Genomic DNA, 25,772 nt, shown 5'->3' on the forward strand with positions numbered 1-25,772 from the left:
GTCGAAGCCTTTTATGCGCTAATTAAGCCCATTTCGACTTCCCGCCAAGGCGAGGCAAGCTGCTCAATGTGACAATTATGAGTTGTGAGACAACCTCATTTTTTAAGAAAATTAGTGTCTAACCACTTTGGACACAGAGATTCCATGAATGTGATGAAAATCACTTTTTAGAAGGCGATTGATGCTTAGCTTTAGCATTTCTTTAACATCATATGACTACAGAAGAATTAAAAGAAGCATTGCCTAATTTCACTGATCCTGCCTTACTGAAACAGCTTCTGACTCAAGGTCAAATCATGAATCTGAAAGCCGGAAAGGTTTTGATGGAGCCGGGCCAGTTTATCAAGATGGTTCCAATTATTCTCAGTGGATCAATCAAAATATCCAGGATGGATGATGAAGGCAGGGAGTTGTTTCTGTATTATTTGGATGCAGGGGAGACATGCGCATTATCTTTGACCTGCTGCTCATCTTCCAAACCCAGTGAGATTAAGGCAGTCGTGGAAGAAGATACTGTGCTTATCGGTATACCTATTACAGCTATTGACCATTTTTCAGATGAGTTCAAGCAATGGAAGGATTTTGTGGCAAATACCTATCAGAGTCGTTTCCAAGAAATGCTGGTTGCCCTGGATGCAGTAGCATTCAAGCGTATGGATGAGCGGCTGATGCAGTACATTGTCACCAAAATGAAGCAGCATAAGACGAATGAGCTTTCTACCACGCATCAGGAAATTGCAAACGAACTCACAACTTCCCGAGAAGTTGTATCCCGGCTTCTAAAGCAATTGGAGAAAAAGAAATGGATAGAGCTGGGTAGAAATGTGATCTATATCCGGGATGATTTTGAAGAATTGATAAGTAAATAGTCAGATCATCACAAGTAGGGGAACTTTGGAGTGGAATACCATTTGTATTGTTTGACTCCTGCTCAGAATCTGTTCCCAAAGATTTTTGTGTTCATGGCACATGACCAGAATCACATTTTCATTTTCTTCTAAAAACTGGTCTAGTCCTTCCACGGGAGTTGGGGCATAGAAAGTATGGATTTTCACCGGTAAACCGGGGTGATGAGAAGCTATGAAGTTTTCTAATTTTTTGATGCCAGGCTGCTCCTCCATGGCATGAGCTGTCTGAACATGGACGAATTCCAATCCCCGTTCCCACCTCTTACTCATATCAATGACCCAATCGATGAATTTCTCTTCATGATTGGCAAACTCTAAGGCCAAAGCTATTTTTTTTATGTATGAAGCATTTGATTCAGAAGGAACCACCAATATGGGAATAGATGATTCTTTGATCACGTTGATTGTAGTGGTGCCAATGAGCGCTGCTTTGATACCGCTTGCGCCTTGCGTGCCCATCACGATAAGAGTTGCCTCTGATTTTCTCGCATATCTCGCTATCGAAATAGATGCGGTTCCCTCCTCGATAATCGTAGTGAATTTTAGATTGGAATCCCGGTATTTTTCCACTGTCGTTTGCATCAGTACTTCAGCGTCCCGATGCATATTCTCCAATGCTACAGCTGCCTGGGAAGCAAAATCAAAAATGGCTTCTATTACATGAATCAAAATAATTTCACCTTCTTTTTTTCCCGCGAGGGCTACAGCAAAATCCAATGCGTTGAAAGAATTATCAGAAAAATCGAGCGGGAGAAGTATTTTCATAGTCTCTGGTTTACAGGCATTAATATAAACATTGCCGGCGAATAAATTAACTATTCTTTCTTCTTGTACTTAATAATTACGGAATCCTATGGTTCTTAATTTTCTAAAGTATTCTGGGGATATTTTACCTTAAAGCAATTAGTGTAACATTTGTCACTTCTTTGGCGAGTGGTCATTGGTACTTTTGTGAGATCAATCTGAGAATTATTTTATGGAGAGCGTAGTACTTATAGGATATTTGGCGGCTGTAATCATCGGGATTAGTTTGGGACTCATAGGGGGAGGCGGGTCTATTCTGACAGTTCCTGTACTGGTTTACATTTTGGGCATTGACCCGATTTTAGCAACGGCATATTCACTTTTTGTGGTAGGTAGTACTTCTTTGGTTGGCTCCCTTGCCTATATGAAAAAGCAGCTAGTAGACTATAAAACCGCATTGGTTTTTGCAGTTCCTTCGTTCATTACTGTTTTTCTGACCCGAAAATTCATCGTGCCGGTTTTGCCTGATCCTTTAATCGTATTGGAAGATGTGGTGATCACCAAAAGTATAGGCATTATGGTGTTTTTTGCTGTAGTGATGCTGGCTGCGTCTTATTCTATGATCAGGGGAAATGGCAAGAATACTCCTGACGAAGATACTATTGTACAATTTAATGTCCCTCTAATTGTAATAGAAGGAATCGTAGTAGGCTTAATAACGGGTTTGGTCGGAGCAGGTGGAGGCTTTTTGATTATTCCGGCACTTGTGCTTTTTGCCAAACTTCCCATGAAAATGGCTGTGGGAACTTCGTTATTGATCATTGCGGCAAAATCTTTAATCGGATTTTTGGGCGATGTGACAAATCAGGTAATTGATTGGAAAATGCTCTTGATTTTCACGGGTCTATCTATTTTAGGAATATTTATTGGGAGTTCCTTGTCCAAAAAAGTGAATGAAACGGTGCTCAAAAAGGGGTTTGGTTGGTTTATCCTGCTGATGGCTGTTTATATTATAGTCAAAGAGGTGACTTTAGTGTGAAAATTGATCCTGATCGATTTAGGAATTTCACCGTCTTGAGATCTGATTACTAAGATTTCTCTATTTTTTTAAAATTTGAGCATGTAAGATGATCCAGTTGAATTGTTGACTTCGTAAATGCGGAAAATCAACTATTCAACCAATGATTAAAACAAACAAATTCCCAGTACTTCTAGCCGGTATGATCTTTTCGCTGGCGATTATCTCCTGTGATGATAAAGATGATGATATGATGTCTGCTCCCGGTACACCGGGTGCAGCCCCTGATGTGAGCTTTACGGCGTTAACCGCAGACAATAAAATTCTCATGTACGACGCCCGAAACTTAACTTCGCCAACTGCCTCGATGGATATTACGGGTCTGGGCTCCGGGGAGATGATCTTATCCATTGATTACAGACCCGCGACCGGTCAGCTTTACGCACTAAGCTCGATGAGTAGGTTATATCATATCAATGAAAACTCAGGAGTAGCTACAGCTTTAGGCGCTGAATCTTTTACTCCCGCGACACAGGGAGCAAACCCTTCGCTGGATTTCAATCCCACAGTAGACAGAATTAGGCTAGTGACTGAGTCCGGTCAAAACCTACGACTGCATCCTGAATTGGGTACCATGGTGGCAACTGATGGATCTATCAATGGTGGCATGAATCCCCGTATAGGAGCAGTGGCGTATACAAACAGTTTTTCAGGAGCTACCTCGACCACTCTGTTTGATATAGATTTTGAGCAAGACAAACTTTACAAGCAAGTGCCTCCAAATGATGGGGGATTAGAAGAAGTGGGTGACTTGGGAGTGGATTTTGAAGGTTTGGGAGATATGGATATCAACCCGGATAACTCTGTTGCCTTAGCTGTCAATAGAAAGGATGATGAATCCAGACTATATACTATTGATTTGGATTCCGGCAAAGCAACATGGGTGGGTACTTTTTCGCAGCCTGTAGTTAGCTTGGCCTTTAAGACCAATCCAATTGCTTATGCAACTGATTCAGAAAATAAACTGTATCGTTTTGACCCTACCAATCCTAGTCCTATAGCTGTTGATATGACAGGGTTGCAAGAGGGAGAGATGATTGTTGGTCTTGATTTTCGCCCGCTAAACGGACAGCTTCTGGCAGTATCCAATATGAGCCGGTTATATAGTGTGAATCCTTCCAATGGAGCTGTTGCTGCTATCGGCGAGCCACTGATGCCTTCAGTGATGGGGGCGTTCGTAGGATTTGATTTTAATCCCACGGTAGATAGGATTCGGTTGGTTACTGATCAGGGTCAAAACCTAAGACTCCACCCTGATCTGGGAACTGTAGTCGCGGTAGATGGAAACCTCAATCCAGGTTCGCCAATAGCTAGCGGGGCAGCTTATTCTGAAAACTATGCCGGAACTACTTCTACAACTCTTTTTGTGATAGATGCCCAGAATAATATGCTGTACCAAGTTTCTCCGCCTAATGATGGTATGCTGGTAGAAATAGGGCCGCTGGGTATTAACCTGACAGATGATAATGGATTTGATATCGGCGGAATGTCAGATATGGCCTATGGCGTATTTACAGTAGATGGCTCTTCGGGAGTTTACTCTGTAAACTTAATGACCGGTGCCGCTTCTAAGGTTTCCGATATTAATTTCACTCCAACTTCCATGGCGCTAGGCTTAGGATTTTAATCCGGAAGTTTAAGATTTTTGAAGGGGTCAGAATTTTATCTGATCCCTTTTTTTTTGAAAATTTGTTTTACACGAATAATAGTAGTTAATGCATAATTCTGGTTTAAGCATACCGGGCACGGACTTTTATGGTAGGTATGGGTTAGAGACATACAGTTCTCAATTTTCAAGAAGAGTGTTGTCCTGCTTTTACAGAAATGGGGTCTAATCTGCACGTTTCGATTTCCGCTTGTGCAGGTAGCCCTGTCTCACCATGCATAAATCCGACCTTATAAAGATGTTCCGCCTATTAAGCTCTATACACCATTATATACCAACCAAGCCAAATGGCCAAAGGAATATAGTAGCTGAGAAAAACAACAATGGTACATTCTCCGAATGGCCTTCTACTGATCATGTGAAACCCATATAACCATACAATTCCATAGATTATCTCGAAGATATTGATGGTAGCCAAAGCATAGTGATACTGCGGGGTTACATTTTCGGAGCCCAGTAAAGACAAGAGTGAGAGAGCCCTGTACTCATCGATTTCCAGATAGGTTACCCCTGTCTGTGGTACAATGTAAACCAGTAGACGAATCAATTCAGGGAATATAAATACCATCTCGGCAATAAGTGCAAACTGCCATAATTCTTTGTAGGGGACTTTGTAGCCGATAAGAAAGGCTCCAAGCCAAAAAAGAAATGCGATTACGGTGAATTTCCAAAGTAGTGCAAAAGGGGTCCAGAGGTAATTAAGCGCATTGAAAATGTGGAAAATCATAAAATCACCCCGAGCCTCCAGATTAGTGTAATCCGGAATGGCTTCAAGAATAAGCGTATTGGTGAGATACCTGATCAGTAAAAACAGAAACACCAAGACTAAAAAATATATGCGCTTGTCGAAATCAATTAGTTCTTTCAGACGTTGTGCTTCTGGAGATAAAGTTTTAGCCATTTTTAAGATGAATCTTATTCAAATCTAAAATTTTGTTTGGGAATACCTCTAATTTTAAGGTCTAAAAAGGAAGAAATATATGTTGAGACGAATCGCTATGATTCTTGGTGTATGGTTAGCGGGATTTGGTATTGCTCAAGCTCAGGAAACGGAAGTTGACTCAATGATCTCTGTGCCCTCCAAGTATTTGTTGCTGGACAGAGGTCTCCAGTTCAGGATTACCAAGTCTATCAACAGCATGTACAATTTTGACTTTCCTGCTGCTGAGCGCGATTTTGCCGTACTTGCCCATCAATATCCGGATCATCCGTTGCCGGAATTTTTGGTCGCACTGGGTTATTGGTGGAGGATTGAAGTAGATGTGGCCAATGAAAAATATGATGCAACCTTCGTCAAGTACCTGGATCGGGCTATTGCAAAAGCAGAGGTAATGCTTAAAGAAGATCAGACAAATAAGGAAGCGGCTTTCTTTTTGGCTGCCGGATATGGATTTCAGTCTCGATTATATTCTGAGAGAAAGAGCTGGACAAAGGCGGCTTTCTCGGGGAAAAATGCACTTAAATATATGAATTTAAGTAGGGGTGAAGAAGAGTTTAATCCTGAATTGCTTCTGGGAGATGCTCTGTTTAATTATTTTTCGGAATGGATTCCTGAGAATTACCCACTTCTAAGACCTGTTATGGCGCTTTTTCCCAAAGGGAATAAAAAGCTGGGGTTGCAGCAGTTGGAGCAGGTGGCAAACAATGCTTTCTACACGCGGGTGGAAGCACAGTATTTTTTATTTAGGCTGTATGCATCTGAAGAGAAGGAGCCATTTAAAGCGCTTCAGATTTCAGATTATTTACATAATAAATTTCCAAATAATCCGTATTTCCATAGATCATATGCTCGACATCTTTATGCAGTGGGGCGATGGTCCGAGTCCGTACAACAATCCACGGAAATTCTGGAACGGATAGATTTAAAAATGCCGGGTTATGAATCTAACAGTGGGAGGTACGCGGCCTTTTTTATAGCCCAGTTCAATGAACGTACGGGGAATTGGGCCGAGGCTAAAAAATACTACCTGAAGACCCTGTCATTCGGCGAGGAATCCGAGTCGCAGGAAAGTGGGTATTACTTACATTCTTTGCTTCAGCTAGGAAAGATGGCGACAGATGAGAAAAACAAACCTTTAGCCAAGAAGTATTTCAAGGAAGTGAAGAAGTATGCCAAGCGTAAACACCCCGCCCATCAAGAAGCCCGGGAATTTATCAAAAAGAATAAACTTTAACTGAAAAAGAGACGTTGCATCAGTTAATAACAGGAGATAATTTGAATTTCGTAGGGAGTGCAAGGGTTTTTGGAAGAATTGTTTGTATAATGGGTAAGAATTATTAAGAAAATTCCGAATTTCCTCTGTAAAATTCTGATGAATGGTTTAAAACAATCATCATTTATATTAACTTTGCACGATATAAAATTTTGTAAATGCAAGAGATCATGGATCATAGCTTAAGAATAAAATTCGATAAAATCGACAGGAAGATTCTGGAAATCCTTCAGGCTAATGCCAAAATAACAAATGCTCAATTGTCAAAAGATATAGGTCTTTCTCCCGCTCCTACGTTGGAGCGTGTGAAGAAATTAGAGCAATCTGGAATCATAAAGAGTTATCACGCGAAGCTAGATCCGGAGAAGATCGGTCTGGGTGTCAGTACTTTTGTGTTGGTAAGCTTAATCGGTCACAATAAAGGCAATATTGATGCGTTTATGCGTGAAATCAATATAATTCCTGAAGTGATAGAATGCCATCACATCACAGGTACAGGTGATTTTATCTTAAAAATCATTGCAAAGGATATTACCTCATATCAGAATCTGATGCTTGAAAAAGTGTCAGAAATCAAAGAAGTAGATTCTATGCAATCCATGGTTATTTTGTCTACTTTCAAGGATTCTAAAGTAATGCCTATCCCGGCTTAATCAGCCTCAATAATTTCTAAAGGGTGGCGTGAGTCACCCTTTTTTTTTAAGCAAATGGAACAAAATCCCTGGACTACCAAAAGAATTAATCCGATTTATGAAAATCCCTGGATTAAGGTCGAGCACCACGATGTGTTAAATCCTGCCGGTAAGGAAGGAGTATACGGCAAAGTATTATTTAAAAATAGGGCGATGGGCATTATTCCCATTGACCAAGATGGTAATACATGGCTTATCGGTCAGTTTCGCTATACAGTGGATGAGTATGCCTGGGAGATTCCCATGGGTGGGGGACCGCTCGATGAGGATAAATTGGCTAGTGCTAAGCGTGAATTAAAGGAAGAAACAGGCTTGACAGCAGAGAAGTGGACAGAAATCATGAAAATCCATACCTCAAATTCAGTGACAGACGAAGTGGGGTATGTGTACTTAGCCGAGGAACTTACTCAGGGAGAAACTGAGTTTGAGGAAACAGAAGTATTGAAAATAAAGAAATTGCCATTCACCAAAGTTGTAGAAATGGTGATGAATGGAGAAATCACTGACGGAATCAGTATTGCAGGAATTCTTAAGGCTGCAAGGATTCTAAACTTATAGTATGACGATCAAGGATCATTTTAAAGTAACCACCAATCTGGCTTTTCCTGTAGTGTTAAGCCAGCTCGGGCAGGTTTTGGTAGGTGTAGCTGACAGTATGATGGTCGGCAGATTAGGAGCAGTACCTTTGGCTGCTGCGTCTTTGGGAAACAGTATATTTTTCGTAATACTGATGTTTGGAATGGGAATTTCCATGGGAATTACTCCTTTGGTTTCAGTGGCAGAAGGCAAAGGCAAATTCAAAAGGATTGGTCACCTTTTTCAGCATGGATTATGGATCAACATAGCCACCGCGTTGATTCTGACGGTGGTGGTAATCGGCTTATCTCAGGGACTTCACTTCTTGAATCAGCCGGAAGAGGTGGTGACTCTTACCATTCCTTACCTCTTCATTATTACCGCTTCACTCTTTCCTTTCATGATTTTCCAGTCGTTCAAGCAACTGGCCGAAGGTGTTTCGCAGACAAAGCAGGCGATGTATGTCACCATCTTTTGCAATCTGGTCAATGTATTCCTAAACTGGGTGCTGATCTATGGCAACCTAGGCGCTCCGGCAATGGGATTGAACGGTGCAGGGCTGGCTACGTTGATTTCCAGGATTTTGATGCCTATCATGATGGGGCTGTACGTGATGCGCTCCAAAAGATACGGAGTCTTCAATTTGCAAATGGGTATAGGCAAACTGAGGTTTCTATTGTTAAATAGAATCTTGAAAATCGGAATTCCCACAGGTTTCCAATACATTTTCGAAGTGAGTGCATTCAGTGCTGCTGCCATAATGATGGGCTGGATAGGGGTAAATGCTCTTGCAGCACATCAGATTGCCATCAATCTGGCGTCGGTAAGTTATATGATGGTGTCGGGCCTCAGCACAGCGGGTATGATTCGAGTCAGTAACCAGATCGGTCGGGGTAATTTCAGAGGCATGAGAGAGGCAGGAATGGTGGTTTTTGGGATGGTGTTGGTTTTTATGACAATTACAGGCATGATATTTATTCTCATGCGATTCTATCTTCCCACACTCTACATTGACAATGAGGAGGTAGTAGCCCTCTCTGCTTCATTACTGATCATAGCAGGTCTGTTCCAGCTTTCGGATGGTATCCAAGTTGCCGGTTTGGGAGTGCTGCGGGGTCTGGAAGATGTGAGGTTTCCTACCTTGATCACGTTGGTAGCTTACTGGGTGATCGGTTTACCGCTTGGATATTTCTTGGCTTTTGAGCTTGGGTTGGCTGAAAAGGGGATATGGTATGGTTTGCTGATAGGGTTAAGTATTACAGCTGTAGTTTTGTTTTACCGCTTTCATAAGTTGAGTAATCGGATGATTGCTGCCAATAAGCCGACTGTCACTACGTAGCTATTCTCAATACAAGTGCTGCTTTCTATTACTGCTTTTTGTCTTATATTCAGGATTAATCTTTCTCCTGTATGATCAAAAAGCTACTTCTCGTATTCTGTGTAATTCTTGTTTCTCCCCTTTGTTTTGGGCAGGAGATGGCTGTTCTGACCCAGCGTCAACAAGCAGATGTAATTGACAACTGGCTTCAGTACCGTATTCAGAACCTGCTTCCCGGCTTAATGACAGAGACAGGAATTGATATGTGGGTGGTGATCTCCAGAGAGTACAATGAGGATCCTGTGATACGGACTATGCTCCCCGCTACGTGGATGGCAGCGAGGAGGAGGACAATTCTGGTGATGTATCAGCCCTCGGCTAATGCCCCTGTGGAAACGTACGCTGTGGCTAGATATGATGTGGGTAGGTCATTCAAGAGGGCCTGGGATCCTGCAGTCCAGCCTGACCAATGGAAGGCCTTGATGGAGTTGATCTCATCAAAAAATCCAAAGAAAATAGGCTTGAATTATGCAAAAGACTATGGGCATGCGGATGGTTTGACTACCAATGAGCATCAGGTTTTCTTAGAATATTTACCTGAAGCACTTCATTCAAAAGTAGTTTCGGCACAGACACTGGCAGTTCGCTGGTTGGAAACTAGAACGGATCCTGAGATGGCCACTTACAAGCATATTCAGGAAATTGCGCATTCCATTGTATCAGAAGGACTTTCCGAAGCAGTGATTACGCCCGGCGTGACTACTACCGAAGACGTGGTCTGGTGGTACAGAGAGAAAATCAAAGAATTGAAATTGGATACTTGGTTTCATCCATCTGTAGATATTCAGCGTGCGGATCCTTCCAATACAGAGCAAAACAGAGACTTTGCTTCCAAATCTCCTGATTCGGTGATTATGCCCGGAGATTTACTCCATGTGGATTTTGGCATCACCTACCTGAGACTGAATACGGATACTCAGGAAATGGCCTATGTCTTGAAAGCCGGAGAAAGTGAAGTGCCGGGATATTTACAGGAAGCATTCAGTCAAGGAAATAGAGTTCAGGATATTCTGACTTCTAATTTTGTAACCCGCAAAAGTGGAAATGAGATTCTTCAAGCTTCCCGAAAAGTTATGGACACTGAAGGAATCAGGGGAAGTATCTATACCCACCCACTTGGCTTCTACGGACATTCTGCGGGTCCTACTATAGGAATGTGGGATAATCAGGAAGATACACCCGGAGCCGGTGATTTTCCGCTTCACTCCAATACCGGCTATGCTATAGAGTTGAATGCAGTGGTGTTTGTGCCGGAGTGGAACAAAGATGTGCGTATTATGCTGGAAGAGGGAGCTTTATTTGACGGGGAAAAAGTGACTTATTTCAATGGTCGCCAAAAGGAAATTTTCTCGATTCCACGAGTGAACGAGTACCTGGGGAATTAATTTTTTTTCCGCAGATTATCGCGGATTTTAAGGAGCAGATTCCCGCCGATTTTTTACGTAATAACTTTATGATCAGTGTAAATCAGCGAATTTATCAGCGGCAATCAGCGGGGAACTTATTAACACCCATTAAATCACCTCTTGATCTATCGCTATGCTCCGATTCTTTCTCACAAAAAGCAAAGCAACAAAAGCAAGCCCTGCAATGCCTGAACTGGTAAGAAATACCAACCTGAAGTTCTCGGGACTATTTGCAAACAAAAAACCTGAGACTAGCGCACCTATTCCTATACCGGCTTCCAAAGCGATATACATCGTCGCCAAGGCACGTCCCCTAAACTGATCCAGCGAAAGATCTACCACCCATGCAGCAGTGGTAGGACTGTACATGCCTACTGCGCATCCAAAAAGAATACCTGAGCCCAATAAAGCAAATTTGCTTTCTGAGAAGGCTATCAAAGCCATCGCGAAGACAAGCGTTGCACTTGCTGCCCGCATTACAGGAACCCGCCCGTATCTGTCGGATGTCTTTCCTGCCAAGAGTCTAATTCCCAATGAGGAAAGGGTAAATACGCCAAAGAAAAGGCCTTTATTTTCGATGCCCAAGTAAGTGGAGAAATCCGGAATAATTGTAAGTACCACTCCAAAAGAAAAAGCACATAGAAAAAAAATTCCAGCCGGCAGAAGCACCCTTTTTTCTATGATTTCATCCCTTTTCAACCGAAGCATGCTCAATGAAATCCGTTGTTTGTTTGGTAGCGTTTCTTTGAGCTTCAATAATATAAGTATTGAAAATATAGCGGTAAAGGCTGAGACATAGAAAACTGCTTCTATGGAAAGTACCGTAGCCAGCCACCCTCCAATAGCTGGTCCAGCAGCCATTCCCATAGAACCGAATAATGAAAATAAGCCCATCGCCTCGCCTCTTTTTTGATACGGGACAATATCTGCGACATATGCTGATGCCCCGGTAGGAGTGAAGCCGGTAGAGAATCCATGTGCGAACCTCAGAAATAGAAATCCGCCTACGAAACTGAGTAAGGGGTAGAGCATGCCAACAACAAAGCAAACACTGGCACCGATCATCATTACGGGGATTCTTCCGATTTTGTCAGCTAGCTTGCCACTGAAAGGTCTTGACAGTCCGGCTGAAAGCGTGAACAGGGCTATGATAAATCCTTTGTAATCTTCTCCACCCAACGAGGTCAGATACGCCGGAAGTTCTGGGATAATCATATTGAAAGAAGAGAAAAACAGAAAGGAGCTCAAACAGAGTATAGAAAAATCTACTGTGAAAAAAGAGGTCTTTGTCTTCATGGGGATCCTAAAAGGAAATGAGGCCAGGATTATAACCCCGGCCTCATCTTACTCTTTGCTTGCCTGCTCTTCACTTTGAGCTAGTAGGAAGGCTTTCATAAACTCATTCAATCCGCCGTCCAGAACATGCTGGGTGTCGGAGGTCTCATGTCCGGTCCGGTTGTCTTTTACCAACTTATACGGATGGAGGACATAATTTCGGATCTGTGATCCAAAATCCACACGCATCTTGGAAGATTCGATCTTTGCGATTTCCGCATTTCTCTTTTCCAATTCCATCTGAAATAAACGGGATTTCAGCATTTGCATTGCCTTTTCTCTATTGGCCAGCTGAGAACGTTCGATCTGACAAACCACCACAATTCCGGTAGGCTTATGAGTCAATTGAACTTTGGTTTCCACCTTGTTTACATTCTGTCCACCTGCTCCACCGGATCTGGAGGTATGCAATTCCACATCTGCCGGATTGATTTCGATCTCAATCGAATCATCCACTTCGGGATAGGCATAGACTGAGGCAAACGAGGTGTGTCTTCTCCCTCCGGAATCAAATGGAGAAATACGAACCAATCGGTGAACACCTGTCTCGGATTTCAAAAATCCATAGGCCAGTGGCCCTTCAAATTCCAGTGTACAGGATTTGATACCGGCTACTTCCCCGGGTTGCATGTCTACTTCCTTCACTTTGTAGCCGTTTTTCTCACCCCACATGATATACATTCTCATGAGGATCGAGGCCCAGTCATTGCTTTCTGTTCCTCCGGCTCCCGGATTGATTTCCAATACTGCATTCAGCTGATCCTCTTCCGAAGAGAGCATTTTCTTCAGTTCCAGCTCTTGCACCTCAGCCTCAGCCTTGATGTACTCAGCTTTGATTTCTTCCTCAGAAACCTCGTCCGCGCTGTAGAACTCAAACAAAACGTCGAGATCCTCGATGATTTTATTGAGAGATTCGAATGCACCGGTCCAAGCCTTACGGGCTTGAATCTGCTTCATGCTTTTTTCTGCCTCTTCCGGGTTGTTCCAAAAATCAGGCTGGGCCGATACGGCCTCTAGGTCTTCTATTTCTGCTTTCTTACGATCGTAGTCAAAGATACCTCCTCAAAGCCGATGTGCGGGCTTTCAAGTCTTTCAGTTGTTCTGAAGTCATCTGTCTAGGTTAAAATTTAAGGTGCAAAAGTCCGAAAAAATATCTGTTTATACCAATAATCCTCCATTATTCCATTCGCATTTGTATAAGCTGGATCTTGTTTCGTCCGGTATTTTTAAATGTTTTGTAGCGTATGGGAAGCATTGCTATTCCTGTTCCCAATATAATCCCTGAAGCAAGCCCCACTCCGCTACTTACCGAGAATTCATTGCCATGGTATATGCTGTTGATAGACTCAGCTCCCAGTAATATTACACCGGCACCAAGGGTTAAAACATTAAGAGCTCTCAAGGTGCCATTTCTACGGTCTTTATCCCGAATGTCTATCTCAGTAATACTCTCCGGAGAAAGGATGTTTTCACTGAGGTAGATGTAGTTCTGGTCTATGCTTTTGATAACATCCGTGACGAAGTAATCAATTTTTGTGCTTTTATAAGTTATTGTTTCTCCGGGGTAAAAGCGAATTTGGGACTTTTGTTTCGCCCCCCTTTTAAGAATGACAAAATCTGTTCCTTGTGCAAGAGAGGAGAATTGTGCGCTAAAAATCAGCAAAAGGGTTATAAGGCTTTTCATCTGTTTATATTTTGTCTTTCAAAGGCCATAACTTGTCCCGTGACGAAGGAAACGGGATGGAATCCCTGCCTGCGGCAGGCAGGTCGCATGCAGGATAATCATCCCAGTGTGCGTCGCCTTCGACATGCTCGATTTCATTAGGCTAAATAAAAACAAATTTGAAAGAATTTTTTCGTTCACTTGTTAAATTTTCAAAGAATACGTGATTTTCTACGCTGTTCCGACTATTGTTATAGATATCACGGGAAAATGGAGTTTAAGTTCCTTAAATCTAAACCATAAAGAACCTAGATGCGTAAAACCTATTTCAATATAAAGGTAAGTAGCAACAATAGCTATCAAGAGTACATTTGCGCAAATTTTTGTTAAATTGATTCTAACTCAATTCCATATCCTCCAGCCGATTTTTCCTGCAGCTCCTGCCGGTAGATTGGAGATATGTGCATTTTGCCAAAAGAATAAGGCCTTTATTTCATAGCCCTCAGTGATTTTTATTATTACGTAAGTAGGGCAATGTTTCCACACTTACTCATTTTCATTTTGCCTGAGCAGGATTTGCTCGGAATCACTTATTTATTTTATAACAACCATGAAGCCAATTCTCACAAAATCAGACTATGAAACAATCAAAGAACTGATTGTAAACACTCCTTCTCATTTAATAACCAAGGAGATTTCTATGCTGGCAAAAGAGATAGAACTAGCCAAAAAAGTACCTGATTCCAAAATTGAACCCCAGGTAATCCGCATTAATTCTCATTTTGAAGTACAGGATGTCGGTTCGGGTAAACTGTTGGATTTTCAGTTGACTTTGCCGATGCATGGTAATCTTGCTGAAAAGAAGCTCTCTATACTTTCCCCTTTAGGAGTTGCGCTTATAGGTTTTCAGGAAGGCATGGAAATAGAATGGGTTATGCCCGGAGGATTGAAAAAACTAAAAATTCTTCGGGTACGTGCTCATGAACATGCATGAAAAAAGGCTGTCTATTTTAAATAGACAGCCTTTTTTCAGTTCAGGTCGAGTGTTTTTTAGATTGAAATAATCCAATTATGAGGATCGACTACTTGACCGTATTTTATTCCATCTAATTCTGCGAGTACTCTGTGCGAGAATGCATCATCAGATTTCGCAGGTAGCATATAATCCTTACCGTTTACGTTGATTCGCTGTACATGGGCGATAGTGGCAGCTGTACCTGTCCCGAAGGCTTCATCAAGAGTTCCGTCTATCAGTGCTGTTTCAAGTTCTGAAACAGTCAGGAATCTTTCTTCCAGAGGTTCATTCCAGTCTTTTGCAAGTTGTATTACTGAATCTCGGGTGATCCCTTTCAATATCGTTCCCGTATTTGTGGGTGCTGTGATCAGTTTTCCGTTGATTTTGAACATGATGTTCATCGTTCCGCTTTCTTCGATTTTGCTGTGGGTCTTTCCATCAGTCCAGAGAAGCTGATCATACCCTGCTTTTTGGGCTTGCAGTGCAGGATAAAGTGAAGCGGCGTAATTGCCCGCAGTTTTTGCAGCTCCTGTTCCTCCTTCAGTCGCCCGCGTGAAGGTGGTCTCTACTTTCACACTGACAGGTTTATTGTAATAGTTGCCTACAGGGCAAGTGAGGATGATGAATTTGTATGTATCGGAAGGTTTTACACCAATGTAATCATCCGTGGCAAACATGTATGGTCTCACGTAAAGAGAAGCGCCCTTTGCCGTTGGTACCCAATCTCTGTCCAGATCAATTAATTGGGTAAGTCCATCCATAAAGATTTCTTCAGGAAGCTGAGGCATGCACATGCGATCGGCAGATTCATTTAGTCTTCTCCAGTTTGCATCAGCCCGAAAAACCAAGATTTTTCCGTCATCGTTTCGATAAGCCTTCATTCCTTCAAAAATTGACTGACCATAGTGCAACGTGGCATTGGCAGGATTTAGGCTCAGCGGACCATAAGGTTCGATCCTAAGGTCAGACCATTCCCCGTCTTTGTAATCCGCAACAAACATGTGATCGCTGATTGTGCGTCCAAAAACTAGGTTGGAAAAATCTGTTTCCGCTAATCTAGAGTTCTGAACTTTAGTTATCGGTAGGGCAAGTTGTGTCTTCATTGGTTTTGCCTTTAGTCTGGCTGAGCCAGGTAGCTAATTATTATTTTCTGGGGTTCCAGGTTACTTCATCCACTTTGAGTTCAAAAGCCATCATTCGGCCCAGTACAAAAAGAAAGTCGGAGAGACGATTTAGATACTGTATGACTAATGCAGATACAGGTTCTAAAGAAGTCAGTTCAACTGCGATTCGTTCTGCCCGACGGCAGACTGTACGCGCAATATGACAAAATGAAACGGATTGATGTCCACCTGGGAGGATAAAAGCCGTGAGAGGAGGGAGCAAGTCTTGCATTTGATCCATTTCCTGCTCCAGCATCTCTATATCTGCTTGGTGTAAATCCGGTTTTTTTACTTTGTCTTTACCCGGGGCAGTGGCCAAGTCTGCGCCAAGTGTAAATAACCTGTCCTGTATTTCTTTCAGGAAATCAGTTCTTTTGTCATTTACAGCCTGATCACGGAGTAAGCCAATATATGAGTTGAGCTCATCTACGGTTCCATAAGCGTCAATTCTCAAGTCAGATTTAGGGACACGTGTTCCTCCCAACAATGATGTGGTTCCTTGATCGCCTGTTTTGGTATAGATTTTCATGTGATTATAATTTGTTCTTCAATAGCCACATGGAATCTCGCATGCATTATAATCATCCCTCTCCCGAAGCAAGTTCGGGACAAGTTGTGTGTCGTATTCGACATGCTCGATTTCATCTCATTGCCCTTGATTCTCGTAGGACAAAAATAAGAATCTATTTGTAATTATAAGGTGTGATTAGACATGCAATGCAACACCGCGGGTAGGATTCGGATTTATTGTGTCCGTTTCCACCAATCCATCACGTAATCTTACGATTCTGTGAGCATAATGGGCGATGTCATCTTCGTGCGTGACCATGATTATGGTGTTGCCTTTGGAGTGTAGTTCATGAAAAAGCTCCATAATATCATAGGAGGTCTTTGAATCCAGATTACCCGTAGGCTCATCCGCAAGAATAATACTTGGCGTATTCACCAAAGCTCTGGCAATAGCAACACGCTGTCTCTGACCTCCGGAAAGCTCATTTGGACGGTGTTTCGTTCTGTCGCCAAGACCCACGTTAGTCAATGCCTGAAAAGCGATTTCCTCCCTATCAGACTTGCTCATGCCTGCATAGACCAATGGAAGTGCTACATTTTCTAAGCAACTTGCTCTAGGTAATAGGTTAAAAGTCTGAAAGACGAATCCGATTTCCTTGTTTCTGATTTCAGCCAACTCATTCTCGGTCATGTCGGAAACATCTTTGTTGTTCAATACATAAGTTCCCGAAGTAGGCGTATCCAGACAGCCGATGATATTCATCAAGGTAGATTTGCCCGAACCTGAAGGTCCCATAAAAGCAACATATTCCCCTTTGTTTACCGAAATGGACACAGACTTAAGAGCTTGAATAATTTCAGAGCCCATTCTGTAGGTTTTGTTGATCTCGTGGGTTTCTATGATTTTCGTCATGGCTGGGGGTTTTGTTAAAGTTACTGTTTTGGTGTGGAAAATTAATTTCCGCCCATACAAAAAACGTTAATGTAAGTCAATAGTTTGCGTTTTGAAGGCTTGTAAGCTCTTCCGGGCTTATCCATTGTTTTAAAAGTTCTAAGGATTCATTGGCATACCTATCGAGTCCACTTTCCCTTGCCGCCTTGATTTTCTTGGTCCATAAGATGGGGTCATGATTAAATTCAGTAGCGGAATTCAAGATTTCATATTGGTCCAATGGATCACTTTTTGTTTCTATTTCACTTATAATCAATGGGCTAAGGTATGGGTTTGCTGTCAGCTTATCACTAGCTTTGATCCAAGAAACAAAGGCGTCTACCGAATTTTTGTTCTTCAGATCAGGGTTGCTTATAAAGGCTTCAAGCTCTGGTTGAGAACCTATTTTATCGGAAATAAAGTTTCCCAATTCTTTCAGATCATCCTGATTCAACCCATGTGCCTTATGGGCTATGATACGGATTGCTATGTCCGTTTTCAGCGCAGATTCCTCAGTTGTACGCCATTGAGACAATAGATTTTGGGCAGAACTTTCGTGAAATCTGCTGATCATTTTCAGATATTCTGGTACAATCGGACCTTCGTCTGTTAGGTATGTTGGGTAGAGGACTTTGTGTTTTTCCCGGATCTCCACTGCTTTGTCTGGCATTCCGGCAAGTCCAAAAATACTCCAGTGATGGGTTTCGAATCCTTGAAAGCCTTTTTCCTCTGCCGCTATAAATTCATTGGCTGCTTTTTGGAAATCCAGATTTTGGGCTAAAATATTTCCGGAGAGTTGCAAATAGTAAGCCGCATCATTTGGGTTTCTAAAGGCCAATCCATTAAGGTTTTTTACTGCTTCAGTTACCCTGCCTGCTGACAAATTTCTAATTACGGCAGTTTCCTGAAGATCCATTAGATACTCTGCCATTTCGGATTTTTGCCCCAGACTATCCAACAGTTTCAAGTCCGCATCCGGGCTATCTCTTTTGATCTCAGACATTAGATTTCTCCATCCGGCATTGATCAGCATAGGGGAGTCTTCAGTCTGCATTTTTTTTCTTATGGATAGCACAAGCTCTTTAGAAGGGACATTGCCTAAAGCATTGGATGCAGAAAGCTCGTTGATCTGAGAGATCAAATCTGAAGGTTGGGTTGGGAATACTTCGGGTTGTCCCAGTTTGGTTTTTAGAGCTGTAAGGTTTGACCTCAAGACTTGGTTTACGCTTTGGGTAGTTTTCATCAGTTCCAATCCGTCCCCCGACTTGTTGGCTTTAACATAAAGCAAACTTAGATTATTGGCCAAATGCGGCTCGTTAGGGAAAATCGAAAGCCCTCTTTCCAAATAATAGATAGCTCCAAAAACGTCGTTTTCCTGATGTAATCTATCGCTTAGGAGTAGGATATTATCCACTTGCGGAGCTTCGGAAAAACTCTCTACCATATGCTGCTTAGCCAAAGTAGGCTGCTTGAGATCCAGCAATAGTTTGGCTGTAAGGAACTTGGCTTTGGGGTTTTTGCGATAGCGCATCCAGGCATTTTCATACAGAATGCTAGCCTCTAGTTTCTTGTCCGTTTGATAGTAATAGTCAGCAAGAATATTGCTGCTCATGGCATTGGCCTGCACTCCGACTATTCCGTCAGTATAGGTGGTGACGACTAGAATTACAATTAAGCCACCCAGTCTAATATGGTAATAGACTAGTGAATAGGGCTTGTAAAGGATTTTTTCTACAGCTTTGCCTGAGTTCATCACAGACATGAAATTCGCCAAAAGGTAAATGTAGAAAAATAAGGAGAAGCCAAGTTGGGAATAGATCAACATATGCTTGAAAAATTCCTCTGCCGGCTGATTTCCTGATAGCTTCAGTTTCCAGACTAACCATAATGCCAGCCCCCATCCAAGTAAATGGAGTGCTTTAAGGACTGTAGAATTTGCAACTAACCCATCGCTTTGTTCTATTTTTTCTCCAATGGAAATCCATCCAAACAATCCAAGAGGTAAAAGTAGGAATAGGGGAGAGAAAACAGGAAGTAGGGAACCTAGCTCCCCTTGTAAGTTTAGAAGGATACAAAAAAGAATCCCTAAGTAGAGGAAGACTAAAAGGCTTATTTGAACGGTGATGTTCAGAGTGAGATTTCGATTGGCTCGGGCAAGTAAAATATAAATTCCGGAAAGTATCCCATGCCCGTTCCAAAAGACCCAGGCAAGTGCAAGTCCAAAGCCAATTGTCAAAGAATGCTCAGCCAGATACATCTCCGGAGCTGGTATTGGACTCTGTGTAATAAGTAGCGCTAAAGCCGAGAATATGACAGCACAGGAAATTAGCCATCTGATCATTAACGGAATTCGCTGGCCCCAGAGGTGAAAATAGATCATGGGGACCAATGTTGCTCCCAATAAAATTAGCAAGGGGTAGTTGGCATTTAAGCCTCCTATATTTAGCCCGTTGAAATTACTAAAGGTGAGCAGCGCAATCCAGACTATACCTCCGACGGTGAAGTACACTTTTTTGAATTCGGTAAGCAAAGTCAGAACAGATACGACCCCTAGCCATACAATAAGGGCATAGATTAGCGATTCGCTCCGGTGAATTTGCGGTGCCAGCGCTTTGAATTCCTGAAAAATGAGGTAATTGTCTACCCGAATCGGAAAAGAAATAGGGCCTATCTGAACCCAGTCAAACGGAATCGGAACAGTGTCCAGAAACGATCCCGCCTTGATATTTACATAGGGCTGAGGATCAAAAATCAGATAATATAGTGCAAAAAGCCCCCCTGAAATGATAAATAGGAGGGGCAAAATTTTTAAAAGGGTTGAGTTGTTCAAAATGTTTTTCAACTAAGTTTACTCCATTACTTTTGGTACACGGAAGTAGTCTGAGTCCCTTTTGGGAGCATTTTTCAGTCCGGATTCATGATCCAGCTGATGTCCTATTTTATCTTCACGCATTACATTTACTTCTGAAGACATGGTGGTTAGCGGTTCTACATGCTCAGTGTCAATTTCATTTAATTGCTCGACCCAGTCGAGGATTTGACTCATGTCCTTTGACATTTTTTCGGCACTGCTTTCGTCAAATTCCAATCTAGCCAAGTGAGCAATTTTTTTGATTGAATTGGTGTCTATTTTCATGTGTTTGAGTTGTCTAGGTCGAGTTGAGACTGAATTACTTGAAAGCACTTTTCTTTCAGTGCTTTTTCAGAATCCCAATCCTCGGGAAGTAGGGGCTCATGGAGAACCATCTTGGCTGATCTCCAGTGAAGCAACAACTTCCCGTCGTCCGGCAAAATTAGATGATTATAGGATAAAGTGACAGGTATAATCGGGATTTGTTTGTCCTTCGCCAGACGGAAAGCTCCATTTTTGAAAGGGATCATCTCAGGGGGACTTTTGGTAAAGATTCCTCCTTCAGGGAAAATGATCACACTGCTACCCGAATTAAGCGCTTCATCAGTGCGTTTCATCGTCTCTGCTCTACTTTTCAGTCTGTCCCGATCCACGGCTATATGAAGGTTTTTGAAGTAATAACCGAACAACGGGGCTTTGCGGATGGAAGCTTTGCCTACAAAAAGCACGTCACCCGGGATCAATCCCATCATGGCGATGTCTAGGTAACTAAAATGATTTGCCAGATAAATATAGGGTTTGTCTTTTTCTATCTTTTCGCTTTTCCTGATTTTTACAGGTAGGAAAATGCAGACGAAGTATCCCTTGGCCCAATATCGGTTGATTTTTCGCCCATATTTTTTCCATCCGGGAATCCAAATACAAATCAGGATAAAGGGGAAAATGACCAGAAAACTTAAAACAAAAATCAGGGCTGCATAGATAGAATACAGTCTGGCAAGGAGGTTAACCATGGTTAATCATGTGATTTGCAGCTTGTACAAAGTATCTTATCATAGCCTCAGAGACAGAAGTCTCAAGATCTAGCTGATCCATGGCTGTTAGCATCGCATTCATCCAATGGTCACGCATAGTTGCATCTATTTTCCACTTGGCATGTCTCATCCTCAGTCTTGGATGACCCCGGTGCTCAGAATAGGTCTGAGGTCCTCCGAATACTTGCAATAAAAATAGGAACAGGCGCTCTTCTGCAGGCTGTAAATCCTCGGGATACAGTTTTTTGAGAGACTCATTTTTTGCCACTTCCTGATAGAAAAACTTAGCGAGTAAGCGGATTTGTTCTTCGCCGACTAGGTCGTATATCGTCTGAGCCGTATTCATGGCGCAAACATACCAAATTCTATCAAGCCTCCCATTTTTTTACTTTCAGCGAAGTACCTTCAGTGGAAATGACGATGATTTTTTCTCCCTGATCAATAAATTCACCTCTGGAATAGGCGTCATAGATGTCTCCGTCTATTTCGATTTTCCCACTGGGTCTGAGTCGTGAATGTACCAGTCCGATTTTGCCTTTGAGCGAATCTGCATAGAAAGAAGACGTATAGCCCTCGCTTCTCTGCTGGGTTGAAGCGAGTGTGATCGTTTTGAACGCCCCCCATTCATTGACTTTTGGCGTTAGCCAGAAGACCAGCCCGACGGAGGCAATAGCAGCCAATATTACCGTGAGCAAGGCCGTAAAGAGATCGGCAGCAGGTACAAAATCAAAGTTGAAATTTTGATTTGGGATCATTCCGAGAACTAAACCTGTGAGAATCCCTATAATTCCCAAGACTCCAAATATTCCAAATCCAGGGATAATAAATAGCTCCACAGCTAACAGAACCACTCCTATCACGAAGACCAAAATTTCCCAGTTGGAAGCAAGTCCATTGAGATAGTATGGGATAAAATAAAGTAGGGCAGCGATCACAGAGGCGAGAATAGGGAATCCGACACCGGGAGTTTGCAATTCAAAATACAGGCCTCCAATAATGATCAGTATTAAAAAACCGCTTACAGCAGGATTTAGGAAGAATGCGATTATCTGTTCTATTTGATCAGGTTCATACACAATAACCTGAGCATCTGCAAGATTTTGAGCGGCTAGAATAGCTTGAATCGAAGCATATTGCCCATCACAAAAGCCATGTTTTATTGCTTCGGTAACAGAAAATGTGATCACAGAGCCGGCTTCAGATACACCCTCAATCTCTATTTTTTCGTCAACCATTGCTTCAGCTATTTTAGGATCTCTTCCTTTGGCTTCGGCTGTACTTCTCATCATGGAGCGCATGTAGGATTGATACTTGTCAGGTGCTGCCGCTCCGTCTGTACCATTTACTACTGTTGCCGCTCCTATGCTGGCACCCGGAGCCATATAGATGCTGTCTGTAGCTATGGAAATCAGTGCACCCGCAGATGCGGCATCCTTATTTATAAAGACATATATGGGAGTTGTTGAATTGAGAATTATTGTCCGTATTTCATCGGCATCATTTACAGCCCCACCATACGTGTCCATTTCAATTATAATCAAATCCACTTTGTCTTGTTCGGCTTTCTCCAGTGCCAATTTTACCCTGCGGGTCATCGCCGGATCAATATCCGTATCGATTTTGAAAGTGAAAACCTTCTTGTCAATTCCGGTATCAGTTTGTCCCAGAACAAGTTGACTGGAAAATAAAAGAAAGATGAGTAGTGTGCTGAAATAGATTTTCATTTGGGATAGCAGATTCGAATGATAAAAGATACGAAATACCTCTAAAAACCGGCTCTTTTCTTTAGATAGCTGTGAATACCGTACGTATTTTTGCAGCGTAAATTCCGATTAGTGGACTATTCCCACGATCTTTGCAGAGATTATATGATCTCCGCTATTCTGTTTCTTTTCTAGCATAATTCTTGCGTCCTAGGACAATGGAAATTAACCTTGTATTTCTAATTCGTTTACTCCCAACTCAGTACATTCCTATGAATAACAGATCACAGTTTTTCTGGTTCTTCCTTGTTTTTGTTCTTTCTTCTTCGTTATCAATGGCTTCAGAGCTTGCTTCTCTCGATTCGGTTGGGGTTCAGCGAATAGGAGATCAGTCGTATATATTACATGAGGTTGATCCGAAAGAGACACTTTTTGGAATTTCCCGTCGGTATAAATCTCCCGTCAGTGATATTATAGAAGCAAACCCGGTGTTGAAGCAAGGACTGAAAATCGGTCAGACGATCAAAGTTCCTTTTGTATCAATGGCTGAACTGCCGGCAGGTTCTGTCCTGCATAATGTAGTTCCCGGAGAAACTCTTTTCTCTATTTCAAAAAAATACGGGGTGGCGGTAGAGCGTGTGATGAAAGACAATGGTTTGAAAGGCAATGACCTGAGCGTAGGCCAGTCCTTGATTATTGAACCTGCTATACCGGTAACTGTGGCAAAAGAGCCGGAGCCCGCAGTTGCAGTTGGTACTACTGAGTCAGCAAGCAAGTCAGCAAATAAAGAGAAGGAAAAAACAGCCAAAAAAGCGGAAGAGGCACCTAAGGTAAGTGAGAAATCAGCAACTGCTTCAAATCCTGAAGCAGCTAAGCAGCCGAACCCTAAGGCAGCTGGAGAAAATAGTAAACCAATGGTGCCGGGTGAATGGAAATCACATTCTGTTCAAGATGGAGAGACACTTTTCTCTATCGCCAGTCAATATTCTGCACGTGTGGAAGATTTGATCACATGGAATGCGCTAACTTCCAATAACCTCCAGAAAGGACAAGTTCTCAAGGTAGGGCGGGGTGCTATGCAGGAATCCACTGTCCCTGTAATAGGGAATCCCAGAGTCGTTTCCAGTGCAGATGAAATGATGGTGGAACCTGCAGATTCAAGTACTTCGGGTGGTTTTAAGAATATAAAGGAAACAGGCCAAGCCGAGTTAATTGAAGGCACGGGCGGACATAAAAAATACTTGGTACTACATAGAACTGCTCCGGTCGGTACAATCATGCGTGTGAAAAACGAAGAAAATGATATAACGATTTTCGCCAGGGTAGTGGGTACACTCCCTGAAACGGGAGACAACAGTAAGTTGGTAATTAAGCTTTCCCAGGCAGCATTCGATCAGCTGAAAGCTGTTAATGGCAGATTTCCGGTGGAAGTGATGTATTGATAGCGCACTATACTCAAGATAAGGGAAGACCGTCAGTGATGACGGTCTTCTTTCGTTATGAACCTATAGCTTGATCCTGAGGTTTTAGAAGCGAATTTTGGTTTCCGCTGAGCCACTGCTAATTTTGCATTCGAGCTATGAATAAAGTCCAACTCATATTCCATCATATTTTCAGGTTCATTTGGAATCTGATATTTATTGTTTCTTATCCGATTTTGGCGAGTTTTGGCTTGCTGTTTATCGGCGTTACCTATGTGTTTTCATTGCTTTCCAGATTTCTGAATAGACTTCGTCCGGAAGGCAAAAAGGTTGTTTTGAAAGAGTCCGAATGGGAAGATTTGCCTTATTCCGGAGAATTGCTGGAAGCCAAATTGGTCAAACATATTGTGTTTGGGCCGTCAGGATATAAGTTTAGAAGGAAAGATGGTGTGCCATCCGTACTTTCTGATTATGTGTTCGGCAAAAAGGTAAGAGTACTCGAAGAAGGTTATATTCTGGAAAAATGGAACAGTACAGAATCCAAAGATTTACCCGATTTTGATATTTGTCTATATAACCCTGATGAAGACTCACTCCGCTCACTTACAAATATCAAATGCTTTGACTGGCATGTCTCTGAGATAGTGGACAATGAGCTTTGCTTCAAATGGTTTGACGGTACGCAGGGCGGTGAGGTTAAAGTTGCGCTATGATGCATAATCTCAAGGACTTTTTAGATGAAAAGGTTGATCAGTATAATCGCCCAGGCTTTATTACACTTGATCCCATTTCTATCCCACATCGATTTTCCAAAAAAGAAGACATAGAGATTTCGGGCTTTTTCGCAGCTATTTTGGCTTGGGGTCAGCGTAAGACTATTATTAACAAATGCGTAGAACTGTTTCAGATGATGGACAATTCCCCGCATGATTTTTTGCTGAATCATCAAGAGGATGATTTGAAGCCTTTCCTGACCTTCAAGCACAGAACCTTCAATGATGTGGATACACTGTATTTTGTCCACTTTTTGAGTTGGTTTTACAAAAAACACACTTCTCTTGAGGAGGCATTTCTTATAGGCCAAACAGGCACGGTGGATGCGATGGAATCGATTTTGACGAAGTTTCAGGAGTTTTTCTTTTCCCTGTCGGATGCTCCTCACCGTACCCGGAAGCATATCGCCACGCCCAGTCGAAAGGCCGCCTGTAAGCGTATCAATATGTACCTGCGATGGATGGTCCGAGAAGATGATAGGGGAGTTGATTTTGGGCTTTGGAAGAAAATCTCGCCTTCTCAGTTGATATGTCCGTGTGATCTGCATGTGGATCGGGTGGGAAGAAAGCTGGGTATAATTACCCGAAAGCAGACTGATTGGCTGACAGCATTGGAATTGACCCAAAAGCTCAGGGAATTTGATTCGGAAGATCCTGTTAAGTATGACTTTGCGTTATTCGGTTTGGGAGTAGAAGAGAAGTTCTGATTAGT

Annotated in this window: 25 protein-coding genes; 12 read left to right on the forward strand and 13 right to left on the reverse strand. The window is 42.3% G+C overall.

Annotated elements, in window-relative coordinates; translation table 11 throughout:
- Positions 1-212 precede the first annotated feature (212 nt).
- Complete coding sequence (locus tag J2X69_RS09335) at positions 213-869, forward strand: Crp/Fnr family transcriptional regulator (protein WP_310102009.1); 657 nt, start codon at positions 213-215, stop codon at positions 867-869.
- On the opposite strand, the gene J2X69_RS09340 is transcribed toward J2X69_RS09335, so the two are convergent.
- Entirely contained in the window at positions 870-1,673 is an 804-nt protein-coding gene (locus J2X69_RS09340) for a universal stress protein (protein ID WP_310102012.1), read from the reverse strand.
- Positions 1,674-1,884: 211 nt separating this feature from the next.
- Between J2X69_RS09340 and J2X69_RS09345 the strand changes: the two genes are divergently transcribed.
- Both J2X69_RS09345 and J2X69_RS09350 read left to right on the forward strand, forming a co-directional pair.
- Positions 1,885-2,691 (forward strand): sulfite exporter TauE/SafE family protein, encoded by an 807-nt coding sequence (locus J2X69_RS09345; RefSeq protein ID WP_310102016.1) that lies wholly within the window; start codon positions 1,885-1,887, stop codon positions 2,689-2,691.
- A 142-nt stretch (positions 2,692-2,833) separates the two neighbouring features.
- Positions 2,834-4,357 (forward strand): DUF4394 domain-containing protein, encoded by a 1,524-nt coding sequence (locus J2X69_RS09350; RefSeq protein WP_310102020.1) that lies wholly within the window; start codon positions 2,834-2,836, stop codon positions 4,355-4,357.
- A 289-nt stretch (positions 4,358-4,646) separates the two neighbouring features.
- Here J2X69_RS09350 and J2X69_RS09355 read toward each other — a convergent pair whose 3' ends face one another.
- A complete protein-coding gene (locus J2X69_RS09355; RefSeq protein WP_310102024.1) occupies positions 4,647-5,297 on the reverse strand; it encodes a sulfate ABC transporter permease in 651 nt (216 codons plus the stop codon).
- A 79-nt stretch (positions 5,298-5,376) separates the two neighbouring features.
- Between J2X69_RS09355 and J2X69_RS09360 the strand changes: the two genes are divergently transcribed.
- The 5 genes from J2X69_RS09360 (at position 5,377) to J2X69_RS09380 (ending at position 10,640) form a co-directional block, all read left to right on the forward strand.
- Positions 5,377-6,570, forward strand: coding sequence for a tol-pal system protein YbgF (locus J2X69_RS09360; protein WP_310102026.1), 1,194 nt, complete (start codon positions 5,377-5,379; stop codon positions 6,568-6,570).
- A 209-nt stretch (positions 6,571-6,779) separates the two neighbouring features.
- Positions 6,780-7,262, forward strand: a complete 483-nt coding sequence (locus tag J2X69_RS09365) for an Lrp/AsnC family transcriptional regulator (protein WP_057936775.1) — start codon at positions 6,780-6,782, stop codon at positions 7,260-7,262.
- A 54-nt stretch (positions 7,263-7,316) separates the two neighbouring features.
- The gene (locus tag J2X69_RS09370) at positions 7,317-7,859 is read left to right on the forward strand and encodes an NUDIX hydrolase (protein ID WP_310102030.1); all 543 of its coding nucleotides are present in this window, start codon (positions 7,317-7,319) and stop codon (positions 7,857-7,859) included.
- A gap of 1 nt (position 7,860) precedes the next feature.
- The gene (locus J2X69_RS09375; protein WP_310102033.1) at positions 7,861-9,216 is read left to right on the forward strand and encodes an MATE family efflux transporter; all 1,356 of its coding nucleotides are present in this window, start codon (positions 7,861-7,863) and stop codon (positions 9,214-9,216) included.
- A 71-nt stretch (positions 9,217-9,287) separates the two neighbouring features.
- Complete coding sequence (locus J2X69_RS09380) at positions 9,288-10,640, forward strand: M24 family metallopeptidase (protein ID WP_310102038.1); 1,353 nt, start codon at positions 9,288-9,290, stop codon at positions 10,638-10,640.
- Between the two features lie 129 nt (positions 10,641-10,769).
- Here J2X69_RS09380 and J2X69_RS09385 read toward each other — a convergent pair whose 3' ends face one another.
- The 3 genes from J2X69_RS09385 to J2X69_RS09395 all read right to left on the reverse strand — a co-directional run bounded on the left by J2X69_RS09385 (position 10,770) and on the right by J2X69_RS09395 (position 13,680).
- Complete coding sequence (locus J2X69_RS09385) at positions 10,770-11,957, reverse strand: MFS transporter (protein WP_310102041.1); 1,188 nt, start codon at positions 11,955-11,957, stop codon at positions 10,770-10,772.
- A 48-nt stretch (positions 11,958-12,005) separates the two neighbouring features.
- A protein-coding gene (gene prfB, locus J2X69_RS09390; RefSeq protein WP_310102044.1) for a peptide chain release factor 2 occupies positions 12,006-13,107 on the reverse strand; the annotation gives its coding sequence in 2 pieces (ribosomal slippage) (positions 12,006-13,046 and positions 13,048-13,107; 1,101 coding nt in all).
- A gap of 66 nt (positions 13,108-13,173) precedes the next feature.
- On the reverse strand, positions 13,174-13,680 hold the full coding sequence (locus tag J2X69_RS09395) for a hypothetical protein (RefSeq protein ID WP_310102048.1): 507 nt from the start codon (positions 13,678-13,680) through the stop codon (positions 13,174-13,176).
- 589 nt (positions 13,681-14,269) lie between these two features.
- On the opposite strand from J2X69_RS09395, the gene J2X69_RS09400 reads away from it, so the two are divergent.
- Positions 14,270-14,653, forward strand: coding sequence for a GreA/GreB family elongation factor (locus J2X69_RS09400; protein ID WP_310102049.1), 384 nt, complete (start codon positions 14,270-14,272; stop codon positions 14,651-14,653).
- A gap of 56 nt (positions 14,654-14,709) precedes the next feature.
- Here J2X69_RS09400 and J2X69_RS09405 read toward each other — a convergent pair whose 3' ends face one another.
- The 8 genes from J2X69_RS09405 to J2X69_RS09440 all read right to left on the reverse strand — a co-directional run bounded on the left by J2X69_RS09405 (position 14,710) and on the right by J2X69_RS09440 (position 22,887).
- Positions 14,710-15,777 carry a branched-chain amino acid aminotransferase gene (locus J2X69_RS09405; protein ID WP_310102052.1) on the reverse strand — a complete coding sequence of 356 codons (1,068 nt, stop codon included), beginning with the start codon at positions 15,775-15,777 and terminating at the stop codon, positions 14,710-14,712.
- Positions 15,778-15,817: 40 nt separating this feature from the next.
- The gene (locus J2X69_RS09410) at positions 15,818-16,366 is read right to left on the reverse strand and encodes a cob(I)yrinic acid a,c-diamide adenosyltransferase (RefSeq protein WP_310102055.1); all 549 of its coding nucleotides are present in this window, start codon (positions 16,364-16,366) and stop codon (positions 15,818-15,820) included.
- A gap of 177 nt (positions 16,367-16,543) precedes the next feature.
- Positions 16,544-17,260: an ABC transporter ATP-binding protein gene (locus J2X69_RS09415; RefSeq protein ID WP_310102058.1), complete on the reverse strand. Its 717-nt coding sequence runs from the start codon at positions 17,258-17,260 to the stop codon at positions 16,544-16,546.
- Positions 17,261-17,336: 76 nt separating this feature from the next.
- A complete protein-coding gene (locus J2X69_RS09420; RefSeq protein WP_310102061.1) occupies positions 17,337-20,081 on the reverse strand; it encodes a hypothetical protein in 2,745 nt (914 codons plus the stop codon).
- 45 nt (positions 20,082-20,126) lie between these two features.
- Positions 20,127-20,414 carry an Asp-tRNA(Asn)/Glu-tRNA(Gln) amidotransferase subunit GatC gene (gene gatC, locus J2X69_RS09425; protein ID WP_310102064.1) on the reverse strand — a complete coding sequence of 96 codons (288 nt, stop codon included), beginning with the start codon at positions 20,412-20,414 and terminating at the stop codon, positions 20,127-20,129.
- Positions 20,411-21,142, reverse strand: coding sequence for a lysophospholipid acyltransferase family protein (locus J2X69_RS09430; protein ID WP_310102067.1), 732 nt, complete (start codon positions 21,140-21,142; stop codon positions 20,411-20,413). The genes gatC and J2X69_RS09430 overlap by 4 nt, the downstream gene beginning before the upstream one ends.
- The gene (locus J2X69_RS09435; RefSeq protein ID WP_310102072.1) at positions 21,135-21,509 is read right to left on the reverse strand and encodes a cyanoglobin; all 375 of its coding nucleotides are present in this window, start codon (positions 21,507-21,509) and stop codon (positions 21,135-21,137) included. Before J2X69_RS09435 ends, J2X69_RS09430 begins: the two co-directional genes overlap by 8 nt.
- 22 nt (positions 21,510-21,531) lie before the next feature.
- Positions 21,532-22,887, reverse strand: coding sequence for an NfeD family protein (locus J2X69_RS09440; protein ID WP_310102075.1), 1,356 nt, complete (start codon positions 22,885-22,887; stop codon positions 21,532-21,534).
- A gap of 251 nt (positions 22,888-23,138) precedes the next feature.
- Here J2X69_RS09440 and J2X69_RS09445 point away from each other — a divergent pair, with 251 nt between their 5' ends.
- The 3 genes from J2X69_RS09445 (at position 23,139) to J2X69_RS09455 (ending at position 25,767) form a co-directional block, all read left to right on the forward strand.
- Positions 23,139-24,308: a LysM peptidoglycan-binding domain-containing protein gene (locus J2X69_RS09445; RefSeq protein ID WP_310102078.1), complete on the forward strand. Its 1,170-nt coding sequence runs from the start codon at positions 23,139-23,141 to the stop codon at positions 24,306-24,308.
- Between the two features lie 137 nt (positions 24,309-24,445).
- Complete coding sequence (locus J2X69_RS09450; RefSeq protein WP_310102081.1) at positions 24,446-25,000, forward strand: hypothetical protein; 555 nt, start codon at positions 24,446-24,448, stop codon at positions 24,998-25,000.
- Positions 25,000-25,767, forward strand: coding sequence for a TIGR02757 family protein (locus J2X69_RS09455; protein ID WP_310102464.1), 768 nt, complete (start codon positions 25,000-25,002; stop codon positions 25,765-25,767). Before J2X69_RS09450 ends, J2X69_RS09455 begins: the two co-directional genes overlap by 1 nt.
- Positions 25,768-25,772 lie beyond the last annotated feature (5 nt).

Source organism: Algoriphagus sp. 4150, assembly GCF_031457395.1.
Lineage (GTDB): Bacteria > Bacteroidota > Bacteroidia > Cytophagales > Cyclobacteriaceae > Algoriphagus.